Genomic DNA, 1,214 nt, shown 5'->3' on the forward strand with positions numbered 1-1,214 from the left:
AGATGTGTATAAGAGACAGGTCTTCTCGAGGAGGTGCTGGCCGGCATTTATGCCCAAGTGTTGGGTGTGGACCGCGTCGGGGTCGACGACTCGTTCTTCGAGTTGGGTGGGGATTCGTTGTCGGCGATGCGGCTGATCGCGGCGGTCAACACCAACCTGGATGCTGACTTGTCGGTGCGGGCGGTGTTTGAGGCGCCGGCCATCGCGCAGTTAGCACCCCGCGTCCGGGCCGGGGGTGGGGGTGGGCTGGCGCCGTTGGCGATCCAACAGCGGCCGGAGCGGGTGCCGTTGTCGTTTGCCCAGTCCCGGTTGTGGTTCTTGGAGCAGTTGCAGGGGCGGTCTGCGGTTTACAACATGCCTGTCGCGGTGCGGCTCAGCGGACCGCTCGACGTCGAGGCCCTAGGGGCCGCGCTGCGTGATGTGGTGGGCCGCCATGAAAGCCTGCGCACGGTCTTCCCTGCGGTCGACGGGGTTCCTGAGCAGATGGTGGTGTCGGCTGAGGGGGTCGAGTTCGGCTGGGATGTGGTCGATGCCAGCGGCTGGCCGGAAAGTCGGTTACGTGAGGCCGTGGGCGCGGTGGTGCGTCGCCCGTTTGATTTGGCCACCGAGATCCCGTTGCGGGCGCGGCTTTTCGGTGTCGCTGACGATGAGTATGTGCTGGTGATCGTGGTGCATCATATCGCCGGGGATGGTTGGTCGATCGCCCCGCTGGCGCGTGATCTAGGTATGGCTTATGCCGCCCGCGTTAAGGGCCAGGTTCCAGGATGGGATCGGTTGGCGGTGCAGTATGCCGATTACACGCTGTGGCAGCGCACCCAATTTGGTGATCTCGACGACCCGGATAGTCTGATCGCCGGGCAGTTGGCTTACTGGCAAGACGTGTTGGCCGGGTTGCCGGAGCGCCTGGTGCTGCCGACGGATCGGCCGTATCCGGCGGTGGCCGATTATCGCGGCGCCAGTGTCGCTATCGAGTGGCCGGCGGGGCTGCAGCAGCAGATCGCCCGGGTGGCCCGCGAGCATAATACGACCAGTTTCATGGTGATCCAGGCCGCGCTGGCAGTCTTGCTGGCCAAACTGAGCACCAATACTGCTGTGGCGGTGGGGTTCCCGATCGCCGGCCGGCGTGACCCTGCCCTCGATGAGCTGGTCGGGTTCTTCGTCAACACCCTGGTGTTACGCGTCGATCTGGCCGGCGACCCCAGCGTGGCCGAACT

1 pseudogene is annotated in these 1,214 nt (G+C 65.2%); it reads left to right on the forward strand.

The annotated features are described in order from the left end of the window. Positions 1 to 24 precede the first annotated feature (24 nt). A pseudogene (locus A5781_RS05065) lies at positions 25 to 1,214 on the forward strand (condensation domain-containing protein); the annotation flags it as partial.

This window comes from Mycobacterium sp. 852002-30065_SCH5024008 (assembly GCF_001665645.1).
GTDB lineage: Bacteria > Actinomycetota > Actinomycetes > Mycobacteriales > Mycobacteriaceae > Mycobacterium > Mycobacterium paraffinicum.